The sequence below is a fragment of the Kribbella endophytica genome (genome assembly GCF_054781295.1).
On sequence record NZ_BAAGUR010000007.1, the window covers coordinates 67,751 to 86,239 of the forward strand.

An 18,489-nucleotide genomic window follows, 5' to 3' on the forward strand; every position below is an offset into this window, starting at 1 on the left:
ACTGTCCGAGCCCTTGCGCTTGTCTCAATCTGAGACGGACTGTGGAGGCAGTCGCCCGTAGATTGGGTGCAAGCCCCGATGACGAGAGGCGCCGCCTGTGGACGACCGTCGTACCGCCAACTCGCGCGGAAACAGCCTGGTCCTGCGGCAGGCGCGCGACCTGTTCCTGTCCTCCGGCGACTTCGATCCCCTGGTCCGCGAACCGATCCAGGCGTCCTGGGTCCGGTCGTCGCGGCTGCGGGTGGACACCGACCACCTCGACCCGACGTACCTCGGCCCGATCGAGGAACAGTCGGCGCTGGCGGTCAGTGCGACGCCGGTGCTGTCCGCGCTGGCCGAGGAGCTGGCCAACGAATCGGTGAGCATCATCCTCACCGACGCCCACGGACTGGTGCTGCAGCGCACCTGCTCCGATCAATCGCTGGTGCGGGAGCTGGATCGCGCCTACCTGTCCCCCGGCTTCAGCTACGCCGAGGAGCAGGTCGGCACCAACGGGATCGGTACGACGCTGGAGGCCGGCATCCCGACGATGGTGACCGGCAGCGAGCACTTCACCGGCCGGCTCGGCGGTTTCGCCTGCGCGGGCGCGCCGATCCACCACCCGATCACGGGCGCGCTGCTCGGCGTACTGGATCTGACGTCGTCGGTGGCTCATTCGAACGCTCTGCTGATGTACTGCGCCCGCTCGACCGCGCAGAAGATCGAGCAGCAGGTGCTGGCTCGGGCTGGTGCGCGGGAGCTGGCGCTGTTCCGGGACTACCTGGCGGCCTGTCAGCACCCGGGGAGCGGTGTGCTCGCGCTGAGCAAGGACCTGGTGATGATGAACGCCCAGGCGCAGCAGCGGTTCGACCCTGCCGACCAGGCGGCGCTGCTGACTCGGTCTGCCGACGCTTCTGGAGAGGCCAGCCCGATGACGTTGGTGACCGACCTGCCGAGCGGTTTGGTCGCCAGGATGGACTACAAGCCGGCGTTCAGCGGCGCTGAGCTCGCCGGCGGCGTACTGCGGATTCAGGTGCAGTCCGGTCTGGACTCGTCGACGGGCGCGCCGCCGACGATCGTCCCGGTGATGCCTGGGCTGGCTGGGACCAGTGCGACCTGGCAGCGGGTCAGCCATGCCGTCGACAGCTCGCGGCAGAGCGGGTCGTGGGTGGTGCTGGAGGGCGAGGCCGGCGTCGGCAAGATCGCGCTGCTGCGCTCGGTGAACCAGCTGCGCAACGGCTCCGGGCACTTCCGGGTGATGGACGCGGCGGAGGCCGGTCCGGCCTGGCTGGACACGATCGCCGAGGAGCTGGCGGCCGGGGCGGGGTCTCTCGTCGTACGGCGTGCGCATCTGCTCGACGCGGAGACGGTGAACGGGCTGTCCGACCTGCTGCTCGAGCACGCCGACCAGCGGCGTGGGGTCTGGGTCGCGCTGACCATGCGGAGCGAGCCGCGCAATCCCGCCGTCGACGCCCAACTGCTGCCGCACTTCGCCCACACCATCGAGGTGCCGCCGCTGCGGCACCACCTGGAGGACATGCACAAGCTGGTCCCCCACCTGCTCGGCCGACTCAACCGGGGCAACCAGCTGAGCATCTCGTCGTCCGCGCTGGCGCAGCTGATGCGGCTGCCCTGGCTGGGCAACGTGGAGCAGCTGCGGCGGGTCCTGCTGCGGGTGGCTCAGCACCGGCGGTCCGGGACGATCCAGCTCGACGACCTGCCGGGCGAGTGCCGTGCCACGACCCGACGGCGGCTCACGCAGCTGGAGTCGCTGGAGCGGGACGCTGTGGTCAAGGCGCTGGTCATCCACCGCGGCAACAAGGACAAGGCCGCGAGCGATCTGGGGATGTCGAGGGCGACCATCTACCGCAAGATCCGCGACTACGGGATCGTGCTGACGATCTGAAACTGCGTTGCGCGGTGGGTGGCCTCGCCGGGAGACTTTCCGGATGGCTACTGACGGACGCGGTGGGATCGACGCGGGGCTGGTGCGGCGGCTGGTGAAGGCGCAGTTCCCGCAGTGGGCCGATCTGCCGGTCGAGCCGGTGAAGGTGGACGGGTGGGACAACCGGACGTACCGGCTGGGCTCGTCGATGACGGTGCGGCTGCCGAGCGCGGCGGCGTACGCGGATGCCGTGGGCAAGGAGAACGAGTGGATTCCGCGGCTCGCGCCCTTCTTGCCGGTGCCGGTGCCGGAGGTGCTGGGCAACGGTGTGCCGGGTGAGGGGTACGCCTTCCACTGGTCGGTGCGACGGTGGCTCGACGGGGAGGCGTCGTCGCTCGAGCGGATCTCCGACCTGACGGCGTTCGCGGTGGCGGTCGGGGAGTTTTTGCTGGCGCTGCAGGCGTGCGACGCGACAGGTGGGCCGGTGCCGGGTGGGCACAACTTCCACCGGGGCGGGCCGCCGGCGTACTACGACTCGGAGACTCGTGCGGCGCTGCGGGTCTTGGCCGGACAGGTCGATGTGGACGCTGCGTCTGCGGTGTGGGAGGCCGCGCTGGCCAGCCGCTTCGACGGGCCGCCGGTCTGGTTCCACGGAGACATTGCCTCAGGCAACCTTCTGGTGCGGGACGGGAAGCTGTCGGCGGTGATCGACTTCGGGACGTCGGGGGTCGGGGATCCGGCCTGCGACCTGGTGATCGCGTGGACGATGTTCTCGGGCGCCAGCCGTGAGGCCTTTCGGCGTACTGTCGCTGCTGATGCCGGCACGTGGGCGCGGGCGCGCGGCTGGGCGCTGTGGAAGGCGCTGATCGTTCTCGCCGACGGCCGGGACGAAGAGACCAACCGGCTGGTGATCGACGAGGTCCTCGCCGACCACCAGCGCTACGCCCTCTGACCTCGCCCTCTCTTCCCTCACGCGCCGGCCCGCCGCAGGCGGGCCGGCGCGTGTTCTTCAGCGAAGGGTGTTGAAGGACTCCCGGAGGATCTCGATCGCTTCGGTGGTCTCCGGCTCCGTGAGCGTCATCGGCGGGGCCATCCGGAGGACGTTGCCGTAGAGGCCGCCCTTGCCGATGAGCAGGCCGCGGTTCTTCGCCTCCTGCTGGAGCTTGGCCGTGGTCGCCGCGTCCGGCGCGTTGTCGCCGGGCTTGACGATCTCGGCCGCCAGCATGAGCCCCTTGCCGCGGACATCGCCAAGCTCGGGGAACTCGTCGGCGATCCCCCGCAGCCCGTCGGCCAGCTGCGCGCCGCGCTTGGCGGCGTTGGCCTGCAGGTCGTGGTCGAGCAGGTACTCGATCGTCGCCTTCGCGGCGCTCGTCGAGATCGGGTTCCCACCGAACGTAGACAGCGAGTTCGCGCTCAGACTGTCCATCAGCGCGGGCGTCGCGACGACCCCACCGATCGCGAACCCGTTGCCGAGTCCCTTCGCGAACGTCATCGCGTCCGGTACGACGTCGTGCGCCTGGATGCCCCAGAAGTGCTCGCCGGTCCGGCCCCACCCGGTCTGCACCTCGTCCGAGATCAGCAGGATCCCGTACTCGTCGAGGACCTCCTTGAACGCGGCGTACAGACCGTCCGGCGGCGACGAGAACCCGCCGACGCCCTGGATCGGCTCGACGATCAGGCAGGCGACGTCCCCGGCGGTCGTCGTCGCGATCACCTCGCGCAGATCGTCGACGCACGCCTTCACGTAGTCGGCGTCGGACAGGTCGCGGAACGGGCTGCGGTAGCGGTACGCGCCCTGCAGGTACTGGACGTTGACCGGCGACAGGCTGCTCGCCGACCAGCCGCGGTTGCCGGTGATCGCCACCGTGCCGAAGCCGCGGCCGTGGTACGAGTTCCGCATCGCGAGAACCTGGTTCGACCGGCGCTTCTGGGTCGCGAACAGCAGCGCGGCCTCGTTCGCCTCGGTGCCGGAGTTGGTGAAGAACACCTTCGCGTCCGGGATCCCGGACAGCTCGGCGATCTTCTCGGCCAGCTCGATCTGCCGGCGGATCAGGTACACGGTGGAGGTGTGCGCGACGCCGCTGCTCAGCTGCTCGCGGACGGCGTCGGAGATCTCGGCGATGTCGTAGCCGATCGCGTTGGTCAGGATGCCGGCGAAGAAGTCGAGGTACTCCTTGCCTTCCCCGTCAGTGACCCGGCGGCCGGATCCCTTGACGATCTCGATCGGCTCCTCGTAGTACAAGGCGAGCCAGTCCGGCATGACGGCCTGGTGACGCTCCCACAGCTCCGCATGTGTCATGTCTTAGCAATACCTCATCTCGGTGCTGACCGACAGTGTTCTAGGGTGCTGCGGGTGACGCAGCCGAGCATCCCGCACGTGGACATCGAGTCCCTGGACCACTTCGACCAGATCCTGGCCGCGGGAGCGACCTCGATGAACGGCTGGAGGGTCCAGTCGGTCGACCTGACCGCCCGTACTGAGCAGCTGCTGGCCCTGACGCCGGTGGGGTCGCTCTTCCTCGGCTGCGCGCTCGAGGAGCCGGCGGCCGCCTGGATCCGCGACGGCGGCGGGCTGCTCTTCCCGGCCATCCCGGAGCTGCCGTTCGACCCGTACCGCGGTGTCCTGTACGACGCCGACCAGCTGTACGCCGGTCTCGACGCCGGCTACGCGGCGACGCCGGACGCGCAGATCTACGCCTGGTCCCGCCAGCACGACGAGAAGGGCGACACCAGCCGGACCCTCGCGGCCGCGCTGCACGACCACTCGATCGCCGACGCGCTGCACGAGCTCCCCGACGGCAAGCCCTGGATCGGCGTGATGGGTGGCCACGGGATCAAGCGCGGCGACCCGACGTACCGGTCGGCCGTCGAGCTCGGCCGGGTGCTGACCCTGGCCGGTCTGACCGTAGCCACCGGCGGCGGCCCGGGCGCGATGGAGGCGGCCAACCTGGGCGCGATGCTGGCGTCGTACGACGCTACTGCGGTCGACACTGCGCTCGACTCGCTGGCCGCCGTACCGTCGTTCCGCCCGTCGATCGCCGCCTGGGCTGCGGCCGGTCTGGCAGTCCGCCAGGCCTATCCGGGCGACGGCGGCGTCTCCATCCCGACCTGGTTCTACGGCCACGAGCCGCCGAACGTGTTCGCCTCGTCGATCGCGAAGTACTTCTCCAACGCCCAGCGCGAGGACGTCCTGCTCAGCCGGGCGCGCGGCGGCATCATCTACCTGCCCGGCGCCGCCGGCACCGTCCAGGAGATCTTCCAGGCCGTCACACCCAACTACTACGGCGACCCGGCCACGCAGGTCCCCATGGTGCTGGTGGGCGTCGAGCACTGGACCTCTCGGCTGCCCGTCTGGCCGCTACTGCAGGCGCTGTCCGACGGCCGTCCGATGGAGTCGTCCGTCTACTTGGTCGACTCCATCGAGGACGCCGCCAAGCTGGTTCAGACCACGCGCTGAGGCTTGAACTGCAACTGCGGGTTGGCGTAGGCCTCCTGCGACTCGACCAGCTGCAGCTCGCGCTCGCCCGACTCGTGGGTGCGGGTCAGCAGGTCGAACACGCTCGACGTCGTCCGCGCGAGCGCCTCCGAGAGGTCCCCTGTACGGCGGTAGTGCGCGGTGAAGAGCGCAGCCGTCACGTCGCCGGAGCCGTTCGCCTTCATCGGGATGTACGGCGTCTGCACGAGCCACGCACCGCTGTCGTCGACAGCGAGCATCTCGATCGTGCCGTCCTCGCGGTCCGGCCGCTCGACGCTGGTGACAAGCACCGTCCGCGGCCCGGTCGCGCGGATCAGCTCGACCGACGCCAGCGTGGACTCGAGCGTGTCCGGCTCGGTGTTGGTCAGGAAGCCCAGCTCGAACTGGTTCGGCGTGATGATGTCGGCCGCCGGAACCACCCGGTCCCGCAGCAGCACCGGAATCGCCGGCGCGACGAAGCACCCGGACTTCGCGTTGCCCATCACCGGGTCGCAGGAGTACACGGCCGCAGGGTTCGCCGTCTTCACCCGCTCGACGGTTTCGAGGATCACGTCGGCGATCCCCTCACCACCCTGGTACCCCGAGAGCACCACGTCGATCTGCGGCAGCACCCCCCGGTCCTCGATCCCGAGCAGCACCTCGCGGACGTCGTCCGGACTGATCATCGGCCCCCGCCACGCGCCGTACCCGGTGTGGTTCGAGAAGTTCACCGTGTAGACCGGCAGCACCTCCACCCCGATGCGCTGAAGCGGAAACACGGCAGCCGAGTTGCCCACGTGCCCAAAGGCCACCGCGGACTGGATCGAGAGGATCTTCACCGCTCGATCATGCCATCCCGCTCCGGCCGCGCCGGAGGGACGTGGTGCCGGGGGCCGGCCAGCACCCGCTCCCCCTCGCCCCGCCCCGCCTCGCCTTGCCCCGCTCCGCCTCCTTGCCTCGCCCCGCCCCCGCCCCGCCTCGCCCGGGTTTCTCAATTTGTCGGTGCGCTGCCCTAGGTTCCTCCGTATGGCTGATTTCGTACTGGTTCCGGGGGCGTGGCTGGGTGCGTGGGCGTGGGACGAGGTCGCCGACCTGCTAGAGGCCGAGGGGCACAAGGCGTACCCGGTGACGCTGACCGGGCTGGCCGAGCGGCATCAGCCTGACTCGGCGCAGACTCCTCAGGCGCAGCACGTGGCCGACATCTTGTCTGCGGCCGAGGGATTGACTGACGTGGTGATCGTCGGCCACAGCTACTCCGGCATCCCGGCCGGGCAGGCGGCGGCTCAGCTCGGCGACAGGCTGCGGCGAGTGATCTACCTGGACTCCAACATCCCAGTCGAGGGCCAGTCGTTCGCCGAGGGATGGTCGCCGGAGGGACGCGCGTGGCTGGCGGGCCAGTTGGCCGAGTCAGGCGGCTTCTGGCCGGCGCTGACCGCCGAGGACTACGCCGGCCAGGACCTCACCGACGACCAGATCGCCACGATCGTGAAGCGCTCCACGCCGCACCCCGGCCGAGCGATCACCGAGCCCGCGGTCCTCGCGCGGCCGATCACCGAGCTGCCGACGACGTACGTGAAGTGCCTGATGGACGGCCCGACCCCGAGCAACCCCGTCCTGCAACACCTCGAGTCCCCGTCATGGACCCTGGCCGAGCTCGACACCGGCCACTGGCCGATGTTCTCCAAGCCCGCCGAACTGGCCGCACTACTGGTCAGCGTGAGCTGAGCAGGCTCTCCGCGCGATCGAGGAACATGTCGACTTCCTGGACGTCGTAGCCCTCGCGGAACAGGCCGCTGCCGCGGAACTGGATCTTGCGGATCTCGTCGGCGGTGACCGGGTCAGCGCCGGCCAGGCCGTCGACGGTGAGCTGCAAGCGGTCGACGAACGCATCGACCTCGCTCACGTCGTACGCCTGCTGCCACTTGACCAGGCGGAACTGCGGGGTGTCCATCAGCTGTTGGCGGCGGCGAGCTGGCCGCAGGCGCCGTCGATCTCCTGGCCGCGGGTGTCGCGAACCGTCGTCGGGATGCCACCGGCCTGCAGGCGGCGGACGAACTCGCGCTCGTCGGCCGGGTCGGAGGCGGTCCACTTCGAGCCCGGCGTCGGGTTCAGCGGGATCAGGTTGACGTGCACCCAGCCCCAGTCGCCGCGGGCGGCCAGCTTCTCGGCCAGCAGGTCCGCGCGCCAGGCGTGGTCGTTGATGTCGCGGATCATCGCGTACTCGATCGAGACCCGGCGCTTCGTCTTCTCGGCGTAGGCCCAGGCGGCGTCGAGCACCTCGTCGACCTTCCACCGGTTGTTGATCGGGACCAGCTCGTCGCGCAGCTCGTCGTCCGGCGCGTGCAGCGACAGCGCGAGCGTGACCGGGATGCCTTCGTCGGCGAGCTGGTTGATCCGCGGCACCAGGCCGACGGTCGACACGGTGACGCCGCGGGCGGAGATGCCCAGACCCTCCGGCGACGGCGCGGTGAACCGGCGGACCGCACCGATCACGGCCTTGTAGTTGGCCATCGGCTCGCCCATGCCCATGAACACGATGTTGTTGACCCGCCCCGGGCCACCCGCGATCTCACCGCGGGACAGCGCGCGAGCGCCGTCGACGACCTGCTCGACGATCTCGGCGGTCGTCATGTTCCGCGTCAGACCCGCCTGGCCGGTGGCGCAGAACGGGCAGGCCATCCCGCAGCCGGCCTGGGACGAGACGCACATCGTGGTCCGGTCGGTGTAGCGCATCAGCACGGACTCGACCAGCGAGCCGTCGAGCAGCTTCCACAGCGACTTGCGGGTCTGGCCGTTGTCGCACTCCATGTCGCGGACCTTGGTCAGCAGCGGCGGCAACAGGTCGGCCGCCAGCTTGTCGCGGGTCGCGGCCGGCAGGTCCGTCATCTCGGCGGGGTCGGACACCAACCGGGAGAAGTAATGGTTCGACAGCTGCTTGGCGCGGAACGCGGGCTCCCCGAGCGCCACCACCGCGGCCTTGCGCTCCTCCCCGCTGAGGTCGGCCAAGTGCCGCGGCGGCTTCTTGGCACGGCGCGGTTCATCGAAAACAAGCGGGAGGGAGGTAGTCATCGCCCTCGATTGTCCCTCGCCGCCGACCGCTTTCACAAATTCACACTGGTGGTACCGGTCACTAGCCTGCCGCGGTGAGATCGCTTTCGGCAGCGAGTCGCGCGACGGTTTCCCGTACGGCGGGCAGCACCGGCGACGTGTTCCCGGGCAGCCAGACCATCTCGGTCGACACGCTCTCCCCCGCCAGCGGCACGAACACGACCCCCGTACGCCGCAGGCTCGACGCCGACCTGGCCAGCCTGGTCACCCCGACCCCGGCCGCGACCATGCCGAGCAGCACCTGGATGCTCGCGTCCCGGTGCACCACCTTCGGCTCGAACCCGGCCGCGCGGAACTCCGCGTCGTACACGTCGTGCCACGGCCCCCACGAGCTGCGCGGCGTCAGCAGCCAGGGCTCGTCGGCCAGGTCGCGCAGGGTCAGCTCCGGTCGGTCGGCCAGCGCGTGCCCCTCCGGCAGTACGGCGCAGACCTCCTCGCGGACCAGAGTCCTGGTCGCCAGGTCGTCGACCAGCGGCGGCCGGGTGAACGCCACGTCGTACCGGCCGCTGCGGACGCCCTCGACCAGCGGACCGATCGTGGTCTCCTCGGTGGCGAGCTCGAGGTCCGGGAAGCGCTCGCGGACGGCCCGGACGACCGGTGGGAGCAGGTAGTTGGCGGTGGTCGCCAGGAAGGCCATCCGGAGCAGGCCGATCTCGCCACGGACCGCACGGGCGACTACAGCCATGGCCTGGTCCGCACGCTCCAGTACGGCGCGTGCCTCGGGCAGGAAGAGCGCACCGACCTCGGTCAGCGCAGTACCGCGGCTGTCCCGGTCGAACAGCTTGGCGCCGACCAGCCGCTCCAGCAGGGTGATCTGCTGCGACAGCGACTGCTGGGCGATCGTCAGCCGGGCCGCGGCGCGGGTGAAGCTCGACTCCTCCGCCACCGCGACGAAGTAGCGCAGCTGGCGCAGCTCGGGGGTCACAGGCACAGGCTACTGCTGTGCCAGGCAGCCGGTGTTGGTCCCACACAGGGGTTCCGACGAAGACTCGAAGCATGGAAAACAACAACAAGGTTTGGCTGATCACCGGCTGCTCCACGGGCTTCGGACGCGAGCTGGTCCTGGCCGCACTGGCTGCCGGCGACCAGGTGATGGCCACAGCTCGTCGACCCGAGACACTGGCTGATTTGGCTTCGCGTGGCGCCAGTACGGCGGCGCTGGACGTCACCGACCCGGCGTCGATCGAGGCCGCCGTACAGGCAACGCTGGCAGTGTTCGGCCGGATCGACGTACTGGTGAACAACGCCGGCTCGATGGTGATGGGCGCGATCGAAGAGGTCGGCGTCCAGAGGCTGCGCGAGCAGTTCGACGTGGTGTTCTTCGGCGCCGCCCAGGTCACTGAGGCAGTTCTGCCGGTCCTGCATGCGCAGGGCTCGGGCACGATCGTGCAGATGAGCTCGCTCGGCGGGCTGAAGACCTACCCGGGCTACGGCGCCTACAACTCCGCCAAGCACGCTCTGGAGGGCTACTCCGAGGCCCTGGCCACCGAGCTGGCTCCGCTGGGCATCCGCGTCCTGATCGTCGAGCCGGGCGCCTTCCGTACGGCGTTCAACCGCAACAAGGTGATCACCAGCCCGCTCGACGTCTACAGCGAGACAGCAGGTGCCACCCGCGAGGCCACTGTCGCCTTGCTCGACTCGGAGCCGAACGACCCGGTCAAGGGCGTCGCCGCCATCATGAAGGCACTGGACAGCGGCACCCCGCCCCTGCGCCTCCTGCTGGGCAACGACGCCGTCGACGGCCTCCGCGAACACCACGAGGCCCTGCTGGCCTCAGTCACCGAGTGGGAAGAACTCAGCCGCTCCACCGCGATCTAACTCCCCACCTGTCGCCCGCCCGCCTAGCGGGCGGGCGACTGTTCGGCTGCTGACGGGTCAGGCCGAGTAGCCCTTCGGCGGGATCAGGGTCGCGAGCTGGTTGAAGGTGAGCCAGTACGTCGCCGTCGGGGCGAAGCCGGCCGGGTCGGCGATCAGCACGGTCATGTCGGCGGAGTCGTACCCGATCACCGTGAAGTAGTGGTAGATCGTGTAGTCCGGGTAGCCCGGCGGATGGTTGCTGGCGGGCGCGACGATGTTGGCCACGATCGGGTAGTTGTTGTCGATGTCGAGCACGATGTCGTTCCACAGCAGGTCCCGCTGGCCCTGCGTGGGCGGGTCGTTCGGCATCTCCTTCGTCTCGTACCAGCCGGTGCCGACGTGGTTGTTGAGCACCCGCGTCACCTGACCGATCCAGTCGGTGCCGTTCGTGGTGGTCGGCAGCTCGTTGGCCAGCTGCTGCTGGCTCGGCGGAGCGACCCGCGCCGACAAGGCGATCCGCGTCGCCGCCGGGCCACACCAGTAGCCGGTCTCCTGATACTGGAAGTCCACCTGCAGCGTCTTGGCGGTCAGCGTCTGGGTAGCGCCGCTGGGAATTGTCTTCACGGCCACCGGTTCGACAGCCACCGCCGGACCGGCGGCCGGCATCAGCAACGCGCCGGTCAGCACCAGACCGCTGAGTACGGCTTTCACCTTCTTGCTCATCTCAGCTCCTCACAGTCGCCCCCGATGACCGGGCGTGGCCACCCAAGCACCCAGTGCAGTCGCATTCGGTGGCGATGTAAAGGACTTACTGAGATTCAATTCTCGTGGGTGCTTCCTTTCAATCAGGAATGACAAGGCTTGACCGTGCCGTTGGACTCTGCATCATGACTTCCTCGCTGCGCGGTGTTCCCCTGTCGATCCTCGACCGTTCGCGGACCCGCGTGGGCGAGACCGAGGCGGAGACGCTGCGCGGCACGGTCCGGCTCGCGCAGCAGGTCGAGGAGCTCGGCTACCACCGGTTCTGGGTCTCCGAGCACCACAGCGTGCCCGGCGTGGTCGGCTCGGCGCCGACTGTCCTCGCCGCGGCGGTAGCCGCCTCGACCGAGCGGATCCGGGTCGGCACCGGCGGGGTGATGCTGCCCAATCACCAGCCGCTGGTCGTGGCGGAGCAGTTCGGCGTACTGGAGTCGCTCTACCCGGGCCGCATCGACATGGGCCTCGGCCGCTCGGTCGGCTTCACCAACGGGATTCGCCGTGCGCTCGGCGTCGAGAAGGACGCCGCCGAGGACTTCACCGACCAGGTCCGCGAGCTGCTCGGCTACTTCACCGGCACTCAGCGGAACCACCCGCAGGTCCACGCCCGACCGGGCGAAGGGCTGCGCGTACCGGCGTACGTGCTGGCTGTCGGTGAGGGCGCCCAGCTCGCGGCCTCACTTGGCCTGCCGCTGGTCATTGCCGGCGTGCGCGGTGAGGCCGCCCTGCTCGACTCGCTGGCTCGCTACAGCTCGGCCTTCACGCCGTCGGCGTGGGCCGAGCAGCCGTACGTCGTACTGGCGGCTACCGCGGCTGTTGCTTCAACGACCGAAGCGGCTCGGCAGTTGCTGTTGCCAGAGGCATGGTCGAGCGCCTACTCGCGCACCCGCGGCGTCTTCCCGCCGCTGGAGCCCTTCGATCCGCAGCGGGTGATGAGTGACAAGGAGCGCGGCTTCTTCGAGCAGTCGCTGGAGGGCCAGATCTACGGCACGCCGGACGAAGTGGATCTGGCGTTGGGCGGACTGGTCGAGCTGGCCGGCGCCGACGAGCTGCTGATCACGACCAACACCTACGACCGCGCCGACCTGCTGGAGAACTACCGCCTGCTGGCCGAGCTCGCCGGTCTCCGCGTCAGCCACTGATCCTGGCGAGCAGACCCTTCCGTACGTCGGGCCACTCGTCGGCCAGGATCGAGAACACGACCGTGTCCCGCCAGCTGCCGTCGGGCTGCTTGATGTGCCGGCGCAGCACACCTTCGCGGGTCGCGCCGAGCTTCGCGATCGCCGCCTGCGACCTGGTGTTCACCAGGCTGGTCTGGATCTTCACCCGGTTGAAGCCACAGTCCTCGAACGCGTGCTGGAGCATCAGGAACTTGCACGACGGGTTGACCGCCGTCCCCCAGACCGCCGGCGCGTAACCGGTCCAGCCGAGGTGGACGCGCTCGTTGGCCAGGTCGACGTCGCCGAGGCTCGTCGTCCCGACGACGGTGCCTTCGGCCCCCAGTTCGGAGTCCTTCGCGAGCCGTACGACGTACGCCGTCCTCAGCTGGGTGGACTTGGTCCACCGCTCACGCATCTGCTCGGCATCGGCCGGGCGCCCGCCGGGCCCACCGCCGAAGCCCGCGGCGTACACCCGGTCGTCGTCGATCGCGGCGTACAGCTGATCGGTGTCAGAGGCAACGAACTTGTCGAGGCGTACGAGGTCGTCGACCAGTGGGCGGCCGTCCGGAGCGATGGTCATGACCTCAGCCAACCTCCGGAACGGCGGCCGGTCAAACCAATAGGTGGAGCAGCAGCCACACGGCCGGAGCCGTGGCCAGCAGGGAGTCCAGCCGGTCCATCACGCCACCGTGGCCCGGCAGCAGGTTGGACATGTCCTTGATCCCGAGGTCGCGCTTGATCATCGACTCGCCGAGGTCGCCGACCGTTGCCGTCAGCACCGCCACGGCACCCACGATCGCGCCGGCCCACCAGTTGCCGTCGAGCAGCCAGACGACCGCCCCGATGCCGGCGCCGATGCAGGCCAGCGTCGAACCGGCGAAGCCCTCCCAGGACTTCTTCGGGCTGATCGTCGGCGCCATCGGGTGCTTGCCGAACAGCACGCCGGCGACGTAGCCGCCGACGTCGCTGGCCACGACAACCAGGAAGAACGTCACCACCCGCTCGGGCCCGTCACTGTCCGGCTGGACCAGCAGGACAGCGAACCCAGCGAGCAGGGGGATGTACGCGAGCAGGAACACCCCGGCGGTGACGTCGCGGACGAATCCGATCGAGCCGCTCGGCATCCGCCAGAAGATCGTCGCCAGCACGGTCAGCGCGAGGCCGACCAGCAGCGCCATCGGTCCACCGAAGTACGCCGCCACCAGCATCGCCGTCGTACCGGTGAGCACCGGGATCCGCGGAATCGTGGCACCGCTGGTCTTGAGCGCGCGGATCATCTCGTCGACGGCCACCAGGACGGCGGCGAGCACGACGAGGACGAACAGCGACTTCTGCCAGAACAGCGACCCGATGATCACCGCACCGAGGCCGACGCCGACGCCGATCGCGGCGGGCAGGTTGCGCCCGGCGCGGCTCGGCGCAGGCGGGCTCTGGTCGAGGCCCATCACACCTCGAGCAGTTCGGCTTCCTTGTGCTTGAGCAGCTGGTCGATCGAGTCGACGTACTTCTTCGTCATCCCGTCCAGCCGCTTCTCAGCACTCTTGCCTTCGTCCTCGCCGGCTTCGCCGTCCTTGACCGACTTGTCGATCGCGTCCTTGGCGTGCCGGCGGATCGAGCGGACCGAGATCTTCGCGTCCTCACCCTTGGTCTTGGCGACCTTGATGTACTCCTTGCGGCGGTCCTCGGTGAGCTGCGGCATCGAGACCCGGATCACCGAGCCGTCGTTGCCGGGGTTCACGCCCAGGTCGGAGTCGCGGATCGCCTTCTCGATCGCGGCCATCGCGCCCTTGTCGTACGGCGAGATGAGCACGGTCCGCGGGTCGGGGACCTGGAAGCCGGCCAGCTGCTGCAGCGGCGTCGGCGAACCGTAGTAGTCGGCGACGATGTTCGAGAACATCGACGGGTGCGCCCGGCCGGTACGGATCGCGGCGAAGTCGTCCTTGGCGACCTCCACGGCCTTCGCCATCTTCTGCTCGGCTTCGCGGAGTGCTTCGTCGATCACGACATTCCTCGCTTCCTCGGGGCCGCGTCGGTGCGGCCGCTCAAACCCTACGAACGCAATCTCACCTGCGCGCGGACGTCGGTCCGCGTGTCGGTGATCCTAGTACCCGGCTCACTCACCCGGGGAGACGACCGCCCGGTTGCACTGCCCGGGGAGCCGAATCACTGGCCTGGGGAGACGACCGTCCCGATCTTCTCGCCGCGTACGACGCGGGCGATGTTGCCCTCTTCCAGGCCGAAGATCACGATCGGCAGCGCGTTGTCGCGGGACAGGCTGATCGCGGTGGCGTCGGCGACCCGCAGACCGCGGGCCAGGAAGTCGTCGTACGAGAGCTGGTCGAACTTGACCGCGTCCGGGTTCGTCTTGGGGTCGGAGTCGTAGACCCCGTCCACACCCTGCTTGCCCATCAGCAGTGCCTCCGCGCCGATCTCCAGCGCGCGCTGGGCGGCGACGGTGTCGGTGGAGAAGTACGGCATGCCGGAACCGGCGCCGAAGATCACGACGCGGCCCTTGGCCAGGTGCCGGTCGGCCTTGCGCGGGATGTACGGCTCGGCGACCTGGCCCATCGTGATGGCGGTCTGGACCCGGGTCTCCACGCCCAGCTTCTCCAGGAAGTCCTGCAGCGCCAGGCAGTTCATCACGGTGCCGAGCATGCCCATGTAGTCGGCGCGGTTGCGTTCCATCCCGCGCTGCTGCAGCTCGGCGCCGCGGAAGAAGTTGCCGCCGCCGACCACCACGGCGACCTGGACACCGGCCCGGACCACCTCGGCGATCTGCTTGGCGATCGAGTTCACCACGTCGGGGTCGACGCCGAGCTTGCCGCCGCCGAACACCTCGCCCGACAGTTTGAGCAGCACCCGGTGATAGGCCGGATCGAACGGCGAAGAGGCCGGATTCGTCTCGGTACCCAGGGTTTCCGTCACGATTCCGGCCTCCTCGTCGATGATGCTGTGCTGTCTCGTCCTAACCGATGACGGTCAGGCGCCGACCTCGAAGCGGGCGAACCGCTTCACGGTCACGCCGGCCGCGTCGAGAACGGCCTTGACGGACTTCTTGCTGTCCTGGACCGACGACTGCTCGGTCAGCACGACCTCCTTGTAGAAGCCGTTCACCCGGCCTTCGACGATCTTCGGCAGGGCGCCTTCCGGCTTGCCCTCCTCGCGAGCGGTCGCCTCGGCGATCCGGCGCTCGTTCTCGACCGTCTCGGCCGGGACCTCGTCGCGGTTGGTGTAGAGCGGGCGCATCGCGGCGGCCTGCATGGCGGCGCCACGGGCGGCCTCCACGTCGTCGCCCTCGAACTCGACCAGGACGCCGACCTGGGCCGGCAGGTCGGCCGCACGCTTGTGCATGTAGGCGGTGACCTTGCCGTCGAACACGGCGACCTTGCCCAGCTCGAGCTTCTCGCCGATGACCGAGGCGAGCGCCTCGATGTTCTCGGCGACGCTCTTGCCGTCGGACAGCTTCTCGGTCAGCAGACCCTCGACGTCGCCGACCTTGCTGGCCGACGCGTGCGTGACGATGTCGGCGGCGAGCTGCTGGAACTGCTCGTTCTTGGCGACGAAGTCGGTCTCGCAGTTCAGCTGGACCAGCGCGTTCTCGGCAGCGGCGACCAGGCCGTTGGTGGCCGACCGCTCGGCGCCACGCTTGGCGGCCTTGGCGGCGCCGTGGATGCGCAGCTCCTCGATCGCCTTCTCGAAGTCGCCGTCGGTGCTCTCGAGCGCCTTCTTCGCGTCCATCATGCCCGCGCCGGTGGCGTCGCGGAGCTTCTTCACGTCAGCGGCGGTGTAGTTCGCCATTCCTCGTTCTCTCGATCTAGTCGGTGCGATCAGCTGGGTGGGTCGCCGCCCGGGTGCCGAAGCGGTGCCGGGCGATCGGGGTTCCTGATCCGGTGGGGACCGGAACCTTGTCGATCCTGTGAAGCCTTCGTCGGACCGGTGGCCCCGGGCTTTCGCCGGTGGGGCCGTCGTGCTGCGGTTTTCCGTCGTACTGGGTTTCCGTCGTACGGCGGAACGTCTGCCGGGATCTCGCGATCCGCGGCTTCCGCCCGGTCCGGGCCGTTCCTGGTCCGGGCCGCCGCTTCCTGTCCAGGACCCTCGCGGGTCAGGGGAGGAAGCCGGCAGCCCGGAACGGGATCAGGCCTCGGTCTTCGGCGCCTCGTCGGCAGCGGCCTCGGCCGGAGCCTCGGTGGCCTCGGCGGCAGGCGCCTCGGTCGCGGCGGCCTCGGCAGCCGGAGCCTCAGCCTCAGCGGCCGGAGCCTCAGCGGCCGGAGCCTCAGCAGCGGGGGCCTCGGCGGCAGCAGCCTCGGTCGGCGCGGCCGGAGCCTCGTCGGCCTTGGCCGGAGCGGCCGCGGCGGCGTTCTGGCTCTCCAGCAGCTCGCGCTCCCAAGCAGCCATCGGCTCCTCGGCGCCCAGCTCCTCGCCGGCCGCCGCAGCGCCCTGGCCACCACGCGACATCAGACCGTCGGCGACGGCGTCGGCGACCACGCGGGTCAGCAGGCCGACCGAGCGGATCGCGTCGTCGTTGCCCGGGATCGGGAAGTCGACCTCGTCCGGGTCGCAGTTGGTGTCCAGGATGCCGATGATCGGCAGCTTGAGCTTGCGCGCCTCGTCGACCGCGAGGTGCTCCTTCTTGGTGTCGACGATCCAGACCGCGGACGGGACCCGGCCCATGTCGCGGATGCCGCCGAGGGTCTTGAGCAGCTTGTCGTGCTCGCGACGCTTCTGCAGCAGCTCCTTCTTCGTCACGCCGGAGGCGGCGACGTCGTCGAAGTCCAGCAGCTCGAGCTCCTTGAGGCGCTGGAGCCGCTTGTTGACGGTCTGGAAGTTGGTGAGCATGCCGCCCAGCCAGCGCTGGTTCACGTAGGGCATGCCGACGCGGGTCGCCTGCTCGGCGATCGCTTCCTGGGCCTGCTTCTTGGTGCCGACGAACAGGATCGCGCCGCCGGAGGCGACGGTGCTCCGGACGAACTCGTAGGCGCGGTCGATGTACGACAGCGACTGCTGCAGGTCGATGATGTAGATGCCGTTGCGCTCGGTGAGGATGTAGCGCTTCATCTTCGGGTTCCAGCGGCGGGTCTGGTGCCCGAAGTGCACGCCGCTCTCGAGCAGCTGCTTCATGGTGACGACGGCCATGACGTGGTTCTCTCCTGTCGCGCCCCGCACGGGTTACCCGTCTCGGAGACGCTGTCTCGGTTGTCCCGCGGCGGACCGGGGTTGGTCCGTCGCGCCTGACGCCCGCGCGAATCCCTCCCCGGCGAACCGGGACCAAGGGGATTCGGATGTGTGCAGGCGTGCGAAGTCGCCCCACCGAGGTGGGACGCCACCAGAAGTCTACGCGACAAGCCACCCCTGGTCGAACCGGCCCCCACCCTGTCCACAGCCCCCGATTCACCCCGCGGTTTTCGCCGTCTCACCTGCACCTTTCCAGCATGACCCCACTCCCCCTGGCACCCCTGCTGGCCCCCCTCGCCCTACCCCTCCTGGCGCCCCTCACCCCACCGCTCCTGACGCCTGACCTGGCACCAATCACTCCGGCGGTCCTGCGCCCCCTCATGCCACAACTCCCGGATGCTGTCTGGCCCCTCGATCCACGCCCCCGGATCGTCCACGCCTACAACCCACCCGCCAAGCCCTGGCTCCCCGGCCACCGAGGCATCGACCTGGCCGGCACGCCCGGCCAACCAGTCCTCGCCGCCACCAACGGCACCATCACCTACGCCGGCCCCGTAGCCGGCCGCAGCGTCGTGGTCATCACCCACGGCCCCCAACGCACCACCTACGAGCCAGTGATCCCATCCGTCCCCACCGGCACCACAGTCCACGCCGCCCAACCCATAGGCCACCTCTCAGCAGCCGCCTCCCACTGCACCCCCAAAACCTGCCTCCACTGGGGCCTCTTGGAGGGAAAGACCTACCTAAACCCCTTGAGCCTCCTACCAGCCCAACCAGTCCGCCTACTCCCCGCCACCCCACACCACTTCGACACACCACCGCAGACCCCCGACCACCCCGGCGCACCGCCGCCGCCCCTCGACGCGCCACAGCAGACCCCCGACCACCCCGGCCCGCCACCACCGCGCCCCGACCACATCAGCGCACCGACACCACCCGCACACCGGCTACTGGGCCAACACCCCACAACTCTTCTGCCGGCGCAGCGGCCTCAGCCACAAGCAACCTGCCCGCCTGCATGTCAGCCTCCCCAGCCACCAAACCGAGCCGACTCACCCACCGCGCAACCCCAAGCCCCGACACCCCAAGCCGACACCCACAGCCCACTACCAACCGTGTTCGTCGCCCTCAGCGCCCTGGCAACCCTCGGCGCCACAATCCTGATCAGAAACCACTGA

The 18,489-nt window shown here is 69.5% G+C and carries 19 protein-coding genes; 7 read left to right on the plus strand and 12 right to left on the minus strand.

Annotated features, from left to right (window positions below; translation table 11 throughout):
* Positions 1-97 precede the first annotated feature (97 nt).
* Both ACYVIO_RS40060 and ACYVIO_RS40065 read left to right on the plus strand, forming a co-directional pair.
* The gene (locus ACYVIO_RS40060) at positions 98-1,885 is read left to right on the plus strand and encodes a sigma-54-dependent Fis family transcriptional regulator (RefSeq protein WP_460656246.1); all 1,788 of its coding nucleotides are present in this window, start codon (positions 98-100) and stop codon (positions 1,883-1,885) included.
* A 43-nt stretch (positions 1,886-1,928) separates the two neighbouring features.
* On the plus strand, positions 1,929-2,816 hold the full coding sequence (locus ACYVIO_RS40065; RefSeq protein WP_460656247.1) for an aminoglycoside phosphotransferase family protein: 888 nt from the start codon (positions 1,929-1,931) through the stop codon (positions 2,814-2,816).
* Between the two features lie 57 nt (positions 2,817-2,873).
* Here the strand turns inward: ACYVIO_RS40065 and ACYVIO_RS40070 are convergent, their stop codons facing one another.
* On the minus strand, positions 2,874-4,163 hold the full coding sequence (locus ACYVIO_RS40070) for an aspartate aminotransferase family protein (protein ID WP_460656248.1): 1,290 nt from the start codon (positions 4,161-4,163) through the stop codon (positions 2,874-2,876).
* A gap of 54 nt (positions 4,164-4,217) precedes the next feature.
* On the opposite strand from ACYVIO_RS40070, the gene ACYVIO_RS40075 reads away from it, so the two are divergent.
* Positions 4,218-5,321 (plus strand): LOG family protein, encoded by a 1,104-nt coding sequence (locus ACYVIO_RS40075; protein ID WP_460656249.1) that lies wholly within the window; start codon positions 4,218-4,220, stop codon positions 5,319-5,321.
* Here the strand turns inward: ACYVIO_RS40075 and pdxY are convergent.
* Complete coding sequence (gene pdxY, locus ACYVIO_RS40080) at positions 5,306-6,157, minus strand: pyridoxal kinase PdxY (RefSeq protein ID WP_460656250.1); 852 nt, start codon at positions 6,155-6,157, stop codon at positions 5,306-5,308. The two genes, ACYVIO_RS40075 and pdxY, sit on opposite strands and share 16 nt — an antisense overlap.
* Before the next feature lie 187 nt (positions 6,158-6,344).
* Between pdxY and ACYVIO_RS40085 the strand changes: the two genes are divergently transcribed.
* A complete protein-coding gene (locus tag ACYVIO_RS40085; protein ID WP_460656251.1) occupies positions 6,345-7,043 on the plus strand; it encodes an alpha/beta fold hydrolase in 699 nt (232 codons plus the stop codon).
* Here the strand turns inward: ACYVIO_RS40085 and ACYVIO_RS40090 are convergent.
* The 3 genes from ACYVIO_RS40090 to ACYVIO_RS40100 form a co-directional block, all read right to left on the minus strand.
* Positions 7,030-7,269 (minus strand): DivIVA domain-containing protein, encoded by a 240-nt coding sequence (locus ACYVIO_RS40090; RefSeq protein WP_460656252.1) that lies wholly within the window; start codon positions 7,267-7,269, stop codon positions 7,030-7,032. The two genes, ACYVIO_RS40085 and ACYVIO_RS40090, sit on opposite strands and share 14 nt — an antisense overlap.
* Positions 7,269-8,387, minus strand: a complete 1,119-nt coding sequence (gene rlmN / locus ACYVIO_RS40095) for a dual-specificity RNA methyltransferase RlmN (protein ID WP_460656253.1) — start codon at positions 8,385-8,387, stop codon at positions 7,269-7,271. Before rlmN ends, ACYVIO_RS40090 begins: the two co-directional genes overlap by 1 nt.
* A 61-nt stretch (positions 8,388-8,448) precedes the next feature.
* Positions 8,449-9,351, minus strand: coding sequence for a LysR family transcriptional regulator (locus ACYVIO_RS40100; RefSeq protein ID WP_460656254.1), 903 nt, complete (start codon positions 9,349-9,351; stop codon positions 8,449-8,451).
* A gap of 71 nt (positions 9,352-9,422) precedes the next feature.
* Here ACYVIO_RS40100 and ACYVIO_RS40105 point away from each other — a divergent pair, with 71 nt between their 5' ends.
* A complete protein-coding gene (locus ACYVIO_RS40105) occupies positions 9,423-10,244 on the plus strand; it encodes an SDR family NAD(P)-dependent oxidoreductase (protein WP_460656255.1) in 822 nt (273 codons plus the stop codon).
* Between the two features lie 57 nt (positions 10,245-10,301).
* Here ACYVIO_RS40105 and ACYVIO_RS40110 read toward each other — a convergent pair whose 3' ends face one another.
* Positions 10,302-10,946, minus strand: coding sequence for a C39 family peptidase (locus ACYVIO_RS40110; RefSeq protein WP_460656256.1), 645 nt, complete (start codon positions 10,944-10,946; stop codon positions 10,302-10,304).
* Between the two features lie 164 nt (positions 10,947-11,110).
* On the opposite strand from ACYVIO_RS40110, the gene ACYVIO_RS40115 reads away from it, so the two are divergent.
* Positions 11,111-12,121 carry an LLM class flavin-dependent oxidoreductase gene (locus ACYVIO_RS40115; protein WP_460656257.1) on the plus strand — a complete coding sequence of 337 codons (1,011 nt, stop codon included), beginning with the start codon at positions 11,111-11,113 and terminating at the stop codon, positions 12,119-12,121.
* Here ACYVIO_RS40115 and ACYVIO_RS40120 read toward each other — a convergent pair.
* From ACYVIO_RS40120 to rpsB, 6 genes are all read right to left on the minus strand, one after another.
* The gene (locus ACYVIO_RS40120; RefSeq protein WP_460656258.1) at positions 12,111-12,719 is read right to left on the minus strand and encodes a GNAT family N-acetyltransferase; all 609 of its coding nucleotides are present in this window, start codon (positions 12,717-12,719) and stop codon (positions 12,111-12,113) included. The two genes, ACYVIO_RS40115 and ACYVIO_RS40120, sit on opposite strands and share 11 nt — an antisense overlap.
* 31 nt (positions 12,720-12,750) lie before the next feature.
* The gene (locus ACYVIO_RS40125; RefSeq protein WP_460656259.1) at positions 12,751-13,584 is read right to left on the minus strand and encodes a phosphatidate cytidylyltransferase; all 834 of its coding nucleotides are present in this window, start codon (positions 13,582-13,584) and stop codon (positions 12,751-12,753) included.
* The gene (gene frr, locus ACYVIO_RS40130; RefSeq protein ID WP_460656462.1) at positions 13,584-14,138 is read right to left on the minus strand and encodes a ribosome recycling factor; all 555 of its coding nucleotides are present in this window, start codon (positions 14,136-14,138) and stop codon (positions 13,584-13,586) included. Before frr ends, ACYVIO_RS40125 begins: the two co-directional genes overlap by 1 nt.
* 164 nt (positions 14,139-14,302) lie before the next feature.
* Complete coding sequence (gene pyrH / locus ACYVIO_RS40135; RefSeq protein WP_344183774.1) at positions 14,303-15,064, minus strand: UMP kinase; 762 nt, start codon at positions 15,062-15,064, stop codon at positions 14,303-14,305.
* A 54-nt stretch (positions 15,065-15,118) separates the two neighbouring features.
* Positions 15,119-15,937, minus strand: a complete 819-nt coding sequence (gene tsf / locus ACYVIO_RS40140) for a translation elongation factor Ts (protein ID WP_460656260.1) — start codon at positions 15,935-15,937, stop codon at positions 15,119-15,121.
* A 336-nt stretch (positions 15,938-16,273) separates the two neighbouring features.
* Complete coding sequence (rpsB, locus tag ACYVIO_RS40145) at positions 16,274-17,272, minus strand: 30S ribosomal protein S2 (protein ID WP_460656261.1); 999 nt, start codon at positions 17,270-17,272, stop codon at positions 16,274-16,276.
* 419 nt (positions 17,273-17,691) lie between these two features.
* On the opposite strand from rpsB, the gene ACYVIO_RS40150 reads away from it, so the two are divergent.
* Complete coding sequence (locus ACYVIO_RS40150) at positions 17,692-18,489, plus strand: M23 family metallopeptidase (RefSeq protein WP_460656463.1); 798 nt, start codon at positions 17,692-17,694, stop codon at positions 18,487-18,489.

What these genes read in the sequence shown, in the direction of transcription:
- ACYVIO_RS40065 (WP_460656247.1), top strand. Translation starts at nt 1,929, where the DNA reads ATGGCTACTGACGGACGCGGTGGGATCGACGCGGGGCTGGTGCGGCGG.
- ACYVIO_RS40070 (WP_460656248.1), bottom strand. Translation starts at nt 4,163, where the DNA reads ATGACACATGCGGAGCTGTGGGAGCGTCACCAGGCCGTCATGCCGGAC.
- ACYVIO_RS40150 (WP_460656463.1), top strand. Translation starts at nt 17,692, where the DNA reads ATGCCACAACTCCCGGATGCTGTCTGGCCCCTCGATCCACGCCCCCGG.
- tsf (WP_460656260.1), bottom strand. Translation starts at nt 15,937, where the DNA reads ATGGCGAACTACACCGCCGCTGACGTGAAGAAGCTCCGCGACGCCACC.
- rlmN (WP_460656253.1), bottom strand. Translation starts at nt 8,387, where the DNA reads ATGACTACCTCCCTCCCGCTTGTTTTCGATGAACCGCGCCGTGCCAAG.
- ACYVIO_RS40120 (WP_460656258.1), bottom strand. Translation starts at nt 12,719, where the DNA reads ATGACCATCGCTCCGGACGGCCGCCCACTGGTCGACGACCTCGTACGC.
- ACYVIO_RS40110 (WP_460656256.1), bottom strand. Translation starts at nt 10,946, where the DNA reads ATGAGCAAGAAGGTGAAAGCCGTACTCAGCGGTCTGGTGCTGACCGGC.
- ACYVIO_RS40085 (WP_460656251.1), top strand. Translation starts at nt 6,345, where the DNA reads ATGGCTGATTTCGTACTGGTTCCGGGGGCGTGGCTGGGTGCGTGGGCG.
- ACYVIO_RS40105 (WP_460656255.1), top strand. Translation starts at nt 9,423, where the DNA reads ATGGAAAACAACAACAAGGTTTGGCTGATCACCGGCTGCTCCACGGGC.
- rpsB (WP_460656261.1), bottom strand. Translation starts at nt 17,272, where the DNA reads ATGGCCGTCGTCACCATGAAGCAGCTGCTCGAGAGCGGCGTGCACTTC.
- ACYVIO_RS40125 (WP_460656259.1), bottom strand. Translation starts at nt 13,584, where the DNA reads ATGGGCCTCGACCAGAGCCCGCCTGCGCCGAGCCGCGCCGGGCGCAAC.
- ACYVIO_RS40115 (WP_460656257.1), top strand. Translation starts at nt 11,111, where the DNA reads ATGACTTCCTCGCTGCGCGGTGTTCCCCTGTCGATCCTCGACCGTTCG.
- ACYVIO_RS40090 (WP_460656252.1), bottom strand. Translation starts at nt 7,269, where the DNA reads ATGGACACCCCGCAGTTCCGCCTGGTCAAGTGGCAGCAGGCGTACGAC.